This is a genomic window from Desulfobaculum sp. (assembly GCF_054921475.1).
In genome coordinates this window covers 1-7,250 of record NZ_JBUDSW010000190.1, presented here as the reverse complement: position 1 = coordinate 7,250, position 7,250 = coordinate 1, and the positions used below count along the sequence as shown (strand labels likewise).

The 7,250-nt window shown below is 62.4% G+C and carries 8 protein-coding genes; 2 read left to right on the top strand and 6 right to left on the bottom strand.

The genetic code is table 11. From position 1 onward, the window contains the following. Positions 1 to 185: 185 nt before the first annotated feature. The 6 genes from ACY69P_RS12090 to ACY69P_RS12065 all read right to left on the bottom strand — a co-directional run bounded on the left by ACY69P_RS12090 (position 186) and on the right by ACY69P_RS12065 (position 4,148). Positions 186 to 431 carry a hypothetical protein gene (locus ACY69P_RS12090; RefSeq protein ID WP_459900402.1) on the bottom strand — a complete coding sequence of 82 codons (246 nt, stop codon included), beginning with the start codon at positions 429 to 431 and terminating at the stop codon, positions 186 to 188. A gap of 330 nt (positions 432 to 761) precedes the next feature. Then, positions 762 to 1,055, bottom strand: coding sequence for a hypothetical protein (locus ACY69P_RS12085; protein WP_462327647.1), 294 nt, complete (start codon positions 1,053 to 1,055; stop codon positions 762 to 764). Between the two features lie 66 nt (positions 1,056 to 1,121). After that, a complete protein-coding gene (locus ACY69P_RS12080) occupies positions 1,122 to 1,742 on the bottom strand; it encodes a hypothetical protein (protein ID WP_462327646.1) in 621 nt (206 codons plus the stop codon). After that, positions 1,739 to 2,185 carry a universal stress protein gene (locus ACY69P_RS12075; RefSeq protein ID WP_459900398.1) on the bottom strand — a complete coding sequence of 149 codons (447 nt, stop codon included), beginning with the start codon at positions 2,183 to 2,185 and terminating at the stop codon, positions 1,739 to 1,741. The genes ACY69P_RS12080 and ACY69P_RS12075 overlap by 4 nt, the downstream gene beginning before the upstream one ends. A 142-nt stretch (positions 2,186 to 2,327) precedes the next feature. After that, positions 2,328 to 2,498 carry a hypothetical protein gene (locus ACY69P_RS12070; RefSeq protein ID WP_404843868.1) on the bottom strand — a complete coding sequence of 57 codons (171 nt, stop codon included), beginning with the start codon at positions 2,496 to 2,498 and terminating at the stop codon, positions 2,328 to 2,330. 9 nt (positions 2,499 to 2,507) lie between these two features. Further along, entirely contained in the window at positions 2,508 to 4,148 is a 1,641-nt protein-coding gene (locus ACY69P_RS12065) for a YeiH family protein (protein WP_404843869.1), read from the bottom strand. Positions 4,149 to 4,390: 242 nt separating this feature from the next. Between ACY69P_RS12065 and ACY69P_RS12060 the strand changes: the two genes are divergently transcribed. Both ACY69P_RS12060 and ACY69P_RS12055 read left to right on the top strand, forming a co-directional pair. Continuing rightward, positions 4,391 to 6,826, top strand: coding sequence for a c-type heme family protein (locus tag ACY69P_RS12060; protein ID WP_462327645.1), 2,436 nt, complete (start codon positions 4,391 to 4,393; stop codon positions 6,824 to 6,826). Continuing rightward, positions 6,810 to 7,250, top strand: a 441-nt coding sequence (locus ACY69P_RS12055; protein ID WP_462327644.1) for a response regulator, incomplete at its 3' end; no start/stop codon positions are given. The genes ACY69P_RS12060 and ACY69P_RS12055, both read left to right, overlap by 17 nt.

Here is a 7,250-nt window from a genome sequence, read left to right as displayed (position 1 = left end):
CTCGGCCTGTGCGCACATGGGATCGTTAAGGGCCCGTGGCCCTTAACCCTGCGGAGCAAAAAAAACATTCGCAGCGCCTCCCCCCCCCCATGGCTCGCCGCAAAAAAAGCCCCGGCGGGTGCCGGGGCTGAGGAGGTGGTGCTTATGTCCTGCCGCGCGCATTCGCGCGTGACTGGGTGGTGGTCTTAGAAGTCGTACCAGGGCCATGCTTCTTCGAACTTTCGTTCCTGAAGGGTCATGGCATCCTTTCCGTACTTGCGGCGCTTGGAGGTCTGCACGCGGGTGTTGCCGAACTTGCCTTGCAGGCGGCGGGCTTCTTCGTTTTCGCCGTCAAAGCCGAGACGCTTGATGTGGGGCGCTTCTTCGTAGTGCCACTGAAGCAGTCTCTTGCCGATACGCTGCCTGTTCGCAATTCTTTCTCTATCGATCATGGTTCCTCCCTTACACGTTTCCAGTTGAAACACTTGGAACCTTAGCCGCAGTTCCACGGTATGGCCGGACGCGCCCGCTGTCTACGGCCGATACCCGCGCTTTTCCGGCGATTTATCGTATGGCGTGCGACGGCGCGGCGCGAATGCGAGAGTTCTCTTCCGCTGTCGATTTTTATGCGAAAAGGTACGCTGTATGGCGGTGGAATATTGGGAGTTTCGGCGGTAGCTTAAGGAGTTGTCAGCCTCAACGAGACGCCTCGACATCACACGTGAAACAGCCGGAATCCGCTTGCGGGTCCCGGCTGCTTTCTTGTGGTGCGGTGAGAATGCTTAAAAGCCGCGGGCGCTCTGTACGCGCGACTCGCGGTAGCTGAGATAATCATTGCGCCGCCATGTGGCGTAGACGGACGCGGTGGCGATATAGAGGGCGAGCACCACGGCCAACCCGGGGTTGGCCCAGAGAATGTCGGCCTGCCATGCTCCGGATGGCAGCACGGCCGTCTGCAGGAAAATGCCGGGCCAGTCACGGCCTTGGCCCATGAGTTGATACAAAATGACGGGCATGGACCCAACGTAGCAGATTGCGAAAAACGACCACCAGAAGTGCCGCATCCAGTTCCGCATGTTCTTCCTCCCTTGGCCTGACCGCTGCCCCTGCTAACGGAGGGACGCAGCGCCTATGCGGCGCGGCTACAGCGTGACGTAGGCCCAATAGCCGACCCCAAGGGCGACGATGAGCACCATCTCCATGAGGGTCAGCTTAATCATAAACAGACTGATGCGCCGCTGTGGCGGGGACATCCTGAGCCAGCACCGGCGCATAAAAAAGCGCCAAAAGATGCCCGCTGGTCCCCGCGCGACGCACACGCGCAGATACTCGCGCAGACTGCGCAGCCAATAGAACGCCCACTCCTCGGCCTGCGAACCGGACAGCGTGATGTCCGCATCACCGGTGAAGGCGTAATTGAACAGGGTGTTGCACTCGCCGGATTGCGGGCGGGCCATGATGGCCACGCCAAGGGGCGCGATGTGCGCGGCCCAGCCGGTTTCGTCCACATGCATGTCGATATCCGCCACGAAGGAGACGTCGAGCAAATGGTCGTAGATGTGCATGGAGCCTTTCTCATCGTAGGACAGCTCCCAGTGCGGGTTGAGGCGCGCCAGCGTGGCGGGCGTCAGGGCCTCCCAAAACGCCCTGTTCCACGGCAAATTCACCTCCGTCCACCCCGCGCGGGGCTGCATGAGCAGGCCCATGAGATCCTTAAAATGTCGGCCGGACGTATCTATCATCGTTTCAGAATACACGCTCATGGGGCCACCAGCAACGGACAGCCGAGCCGGGGGTGCAGCTTTTTCCCCTTGAGCCGGGCCTTGAACCCGGGCGTTCGGGTCTTTTGCCGCGCGCCGACCACGATGAGGTCCGCCCCGGCTTCTGCGGCGGCGTCCACAAGGGCGTCCTCCAACTCCCCAACCTTGCGCACAAAGTGCGGCGACAGGTCGGGATGCTCCTCCTGAATGCGTTCCCACACGGCGCTGACCTCGCGCTGAATTTCGCCTTCGACGTAGTTGGCAAAGTGGTTGCGCGTGGCTGAGGAATTGAGCCAATCGTCCCCTGTCATGACGTTCCAGTCGATGTTGACGATGGAGAGCACGGTCAGCGCCGCGCCGCACTCCCGGGCGAGGGACGCGGCCATGCTCTCGGCCTGACGCGCGCCGGGGGTGCCGTGGCTGGCCACGAGGATATTCCTGAACATCGTCGTTTCATGCCTCCGGGTTTGGGGTGATTGCCCCCGGCCCGCACGGGCCGTGTGCGGGCCGGGGAGACGGAATGAGGGAGGTGCATCCGGCCCGCCCTATGCAGGCCGAAAGTCTCCGCCAGCCGTCCTCATGGGACAGCTAAGCCATCCATTTGGTAAACAGCAGCACGAAGAAGACGACAACCAGCACAAAGCCAAGGGCCGTAAGGTCCTCGTTGCGTTCGGACTCGAACACGGACAGGGCACGCTCTTCGTTCTGGGACTGATCGTCCTGCTGCACGTCGCAGTTTTCTGTACGAATCTCGCTCATATTTGCCTCCTACTTGAGCACGACTTCCTTCACGAACAGGATAACCACAAGGAAGGACAGCGTGGCCTTGGTCACACCGGAGATAAGCCCGATGGCCAGCGGCCAGCCGCCCGCCTGCGTGATGGCCTTGCGCGTGATTTGCATCCCAAGGCCAATGAGGCCGTAGGCGAAGAACCACATCATGGCGTCAGTCAGGGCCACGATGGTCTTGGACTTCTTGTGCACCTGCTTGACGGCGTGCTTCACGGCCGAGACGAGCGGCGCAGCAATGGTCAGCTCGCCGCCCTTCACGCGGGCGATGATGGATTCCAGAGCGGCCATACGCTTGCGGCCGGTGGCGTCGTACACGGCGTGGTTGTCCTTGTCGGCAAAGTCGCCGGCAATCTGGCGCTGGTGGGCCAGGTCGGCCAGTGCGGCGGCCTCATCCTCGTGCAAACCGGGAATGCCTTGCGCCACGGCGCCCTTGATGACCGTGAGTTCTTCCGGCGTCACCTCGGTGCGCTGGTTGTAGGTAAAGTCGAGGTACTTGCCCTTGTAGTGGCTGGGCGGGCTGAACAGCCCAATGGAGGACATGAAGAACAGCAGCAGGAAGCCGATGATGAACAGGGGGAACTTGTCGATGACAACTTCCTTAAAGGTGAGCCGCTGCCCGGACTGACGGCCGTACCAGCCGGCCAGCACCAAAACGATGATGGGCAGGAACAGCACGCGGGTGATGTTGAAGATTTCGCCGACCTTGAGGGTCTTGATATCCACGGCGTTGTAGGCGAGGCAGGCCGCCGCAACCTGTGCGGAGTTCAAAATGCCGGTGCCCGCCCATGCGCCAAACTGCGTGGGGGACATGCCCACCAGCTTGCCAATGGTGGGGAAGGCGAACATGCACAGCACGCCAAAGCCGAGGATGGTCCCGATGGTGTAGGCCATTTCGGAGCAGCGGGCGCGGACCACGGGGGCGCAGGCCACAGTGGCGGACACGCCGCACACGCCCATACCGGCGGAGAGCACGCCGCTCATGGATTTGGGCTGTCCGAACACGCGGCCAAGCCACAGCACCATAAACACGGTGCCCAAAACGAAGAAGCCAATCATCCAGATGGAGGTCATGCCCAGCTTTGCCAGCTCCGCAAAGGAGTAGCGGGCACCCAGCAGGATGACGCCCATTTTCAGGACGAACCGGGCGGTCTTCACGCCGGACGCCGCAAAATTCGGGATGCCCCATGTGTTGGTGATGACGATACCCACAAGGATGCCAAGGACCACATAGTTGAGGTTGAGCACCTTATGGATTTTGAAGCCCAACACGGGCACAAGGTTGGTGGACATGATGGTGATGAGCGGCTCCGCAAACCAGCGGATGCCCATGGCCAGCAGCATAATGAACAGGATGCCGGGGATGGTGTTCACGACAAAGATGTCGAAGTTGCCGACAGGTTTGTCCTTGCGCATGTTCAGGATGAGTCCCGTGACCACGCCGAGAAAACCGCCAATGTACCCAAGGTAGATCATGGTATCCATGGCCTTGTGCACATGCAGCGCCTTCAGCGTGTCCGTAATGGCCCCGGTCTGCACCAAGGCCGCGTAGGCCAAGAGAATCACGCTGATGGCCCATACCGGTCCACTGCCGGGACGCGCCAGTTCGCCATTTGCCATAGCTAACCTCCCGTCTGGTTTGTGAAACCTCCTCTCTTCGTCTGCCCGTTTGCAGCAATATATGTTCCAATATTCACAATCCGTATAATTGCTTTCGCAGTCGTCGCTTTCGCGAATCATTCGCCGTGTGTTTTGCAAACCTGCGGCAACACGTGTTGCCACAAGAACGCACCCACCCCTTGCGTCAGCCGCAAAGGCCGTCTACTGTGCGCGTGAACCATAGACCCAAACACCATGAGCCCATGAAAGTCACCCGTCCAAAGAAGCTTCAGACTAAGTTCCTGCTCGGCCTCGCGGGCATCGCCCTCGGCGGTGGTCTGCTCTTTGCGTGCGGGCTGTACTTCCACCTGCGCACGCTTCTGGAGACGGAAGTCGCCAGCAAGGCGGACATGATGCTCAATCAGGTGGAGGCGGTGCGCACCTACGTCCGCAACACCCTGCGCCCCGCCATGTACCGCGCCCTGCCCGAGGACCAATTCATCATCGAAGCCATGAGCACGTCGTACATCTCGCGCAAGGTCATGGACGGCATGGCCACCACGGGCGCGCTGAGTCCGCACTACCGCCGCGTCGCCATCGGGGCGCGCAATCCCAACTACGAAGCCACCCCGCGCGAGCGCGAGCTCGTCCAATATTTTCAGGACCACCCGGGCAAGCGCACCTTCTCCGGGTTCGACACCATCGACGGCCAGCAGTTCTATATTACGGCCCGCCCGGTGAAATTCGTCTCCTCCTGCATGAACTGCCACGGCGAGCCGGGCCGCGCGCCCAAGGAGCTTATCCAGCGCTACGGCAACACCCGCGGCTTTGGGCATGATGTCGACACCATCGGCGGCGTCACCGCCGTCACATTGCCCGTTGGCAGTGCGCTGTCACGCATCCGCGGGGCAACGCTGGGCTATATCTCCCTTGCCATCGCTGGGGCGCTGTTATCCTTTGGCATCGTGAACATTTTGTTCAACCGCGTGGTGGTGCATAACCTGCGGCGGCTGACGGACGTCCTGACGGACCACTTCACCGAGCAGGCGGATACCTCCGTCCTCACCCAGCTGGGCGACGGCGACGAGATTGAGGACGTGCTCCACGGCGTGGAGGAACTGGCCTCGCACCTGTCACAGGCGCGGCGCGAACTGGAACACTACGCCGTAAACCTGCGCCAGATGGTGGACGACCGCACCGCCGACCTCTCGCGCGAGGCCATGGAACGCCGCACGGACGTGACGCTGTTCGTGAATATCCTCAACACGCTGAACGTCAGCCACACCCGCCGCGAACTGCTGGAAGCCGCCCTCCCGCGCATTGGCAAACGCTTTAACGCGCGCAAGGCCGCCTTTGTCTGCACGCTGGCCTCGCAAAACTACTACTCGTGGCCCAAGCCCGGCGTGCAACCACAAAAGCCGGACAACTGGGATGAGGTGGTCGCCAGCGGCGAGCCGCTGCTCACCTACGACAGCGCCTTTATCCCGGTGCGCTCCTCGGAGCACACCGTGGAGGGCTACCTGTGCCTGTACTTTGACGACAGCGCAGACACCGAGCCCGGACAGGTGCGCGACATCCTTGTGGCGCTGGGGCAGCAGCTGGGCATTGCCATGGAAAACCTCAGCGCGCTGGACACCCTGCTGACGCAGAACGACCTGCTCGGCTCCATTTTTGAGGGCATCGCGGACCCGCTGCTGCTTATGGATGGCGGCTGCAACGTCATTATCGCCAACGAAGCCGCACGCGCCCTTGGCGAATCCGCCATCAGCCCGCAGGCCTATGTCGACGCCGTGCCGCCGCTGTTTGGCCTGTCGCGGGACGAAGGCGACACCTGCCCACTGCGCAGCGTTATCGCAGGCGGCCAGCCGCTCTCGTTTGAGCGCGAACTGCCGTGCGGGCGCTCCTTCCAGATTTCCATCTACCCCGTACGCGGCGCAGAGGCGAGCGACAGCCGCGCCGTTGTCTACGCCCGTGAGAACACGGCGGAAAAGCAGATGCTGGCCCAGATGCAGCAGAGCGAAAAGCTCGTCACCGTAGGCAAGCTGGCCGCCGGACTAGCGCACGAAATCAACAACCCCCTCGGCGTCATCGCCTGCTACGCGGAGCTTCTGCGCTCCGGCGCGGAAAAGGACGACGACCGCGCGGACGTGGACGTTATCCTGCGCCACACCAAGCAGGCCCAGCACGTGCTGCAGGACCTCCTGAACTTTGCCCGCCCCCGCTCGGCTGGCAAAGGCCCCAGCGACCCCGGCGAGGTGCTGCGCATGCTTGGCGACGTCTTTACCGTTCAGGCCGAAGCCCGGCACGCCCGGCTGGTCATGGACGTACCGGACACACTGCCCCCCGTGACCACGGACCCCATTTCGCTGGAGCAGGTGCTGTCCAATCTGCTCATCAACGCGCTGGACGTGGTCCCGCGCGACACGGGCGAGGTGCGCGTGCACGCCGAAGCCACGCCGGACGCCGTGCGCATTGTGGTGGCCGACAACGGCCCCGGCATTCCCAAGGACATGCAGAGCCAGATTTTCGATCCGTTCTTCACCACCAAGGATGTGGGCAAAGGCACGGGGCTTGGCCTCGCCGTGGTGTTCGGCCTGATGCGCGACATCGGCGGCACCATCACCGTTCACAGCGACGGGGGCGCACGGTTCACCCTCACTTTCCCCATCTCGGAGACAGCCGATGACATTACCGCATAATCAGGACGCCACGTCCGACGCCATACTCATCGTTGATGACCAGCACGACTTTGCGCGCGGGCTTTCGCGCCTGCTGACGCGCGAATTTCCAAAGACGCCGTGCTTCACCGCCACCAGCGGCGAGGAGGCCCTGTCCATCCTCGCTACCCAGCGCATCGCCCTCATGTTCACGGACCTGCGCATGCCCGGCCTGTCCGGGCTGGACCTGCTCCAGCAGGCCCTCACCGCCGACCCAAACCTCACAGTGGTCATGCTCACGGGCTACGGGTCCATTGAATCCGCCGTGGAAGCGCTGAAAGCCGGGGCGTATGACGTTCTCACCAAGCCCGTGGAGCCGGACGACCTGTTCCGCGCTACGGCCAACGGCCTTGAGCGCGCCCGTCTGCTGGGTGAGAATTCCCGCCTGCGCAGCCTCATGGCCCAA

What these genes read in the sequence shown, in the direction of transcription:
- ACY69P_RS12075 (WP_459900398.1), bottom strand. Translation starts at nt 2,185, where the DNA reads ATGTTCAGGAATATCCTCGTGGCCAGCCACGGCACCCCCGGCGCGCGT.
- ACY69P_RS12060 (WP_462327645.1), top strand. Translation starts at nt 4,391, where the DNA reads ATGAAAGTCACCCGTCCAAAGAAGCTTCAGACTAAGTTCCTGCTCGGC.
- ACY69P_RS12080 (WP_462327646.1), bottom strand. Translation starts at nt 1,742, where the DNA reads ATGAGCGTGTATTCTGAAACGATGATAGATACGTCCGGCCGACATTTT.
- ACY69P_RS12090 (WP_459900402.1), bottom strand. Translation starts at nt 431, where the DNA reads ATGATCGATAGAGAAAGAATTGCGAACAGGCAGCGTATCGGCAAGAGA.
- ACY69P_RS12085 (WP_462327647.1), bottom strand. Translation starts at nt 1,055, where the DNA reads ATGCGGAACTGGATGCGGCACTTCTGGTGGTCGTTTTTCGCAATCTGC.
- ACY69P_RS12065 (WP_404843869.1), bottom strand. Translation starts at nt 4,148, where the DNA reads ATGGCAAATGGCGAACTGGCGCGTCCCGGCAGTGGACCGGTATGGGCC.
- ACY69P_RS12070 (WP_404843868.1), bottom strand. Translation starts at nt 2,498, where the DNA reads ATGAGCGAGATTCGTACAGAAAACTGCGACGTGCAGCAGGACGATCAG.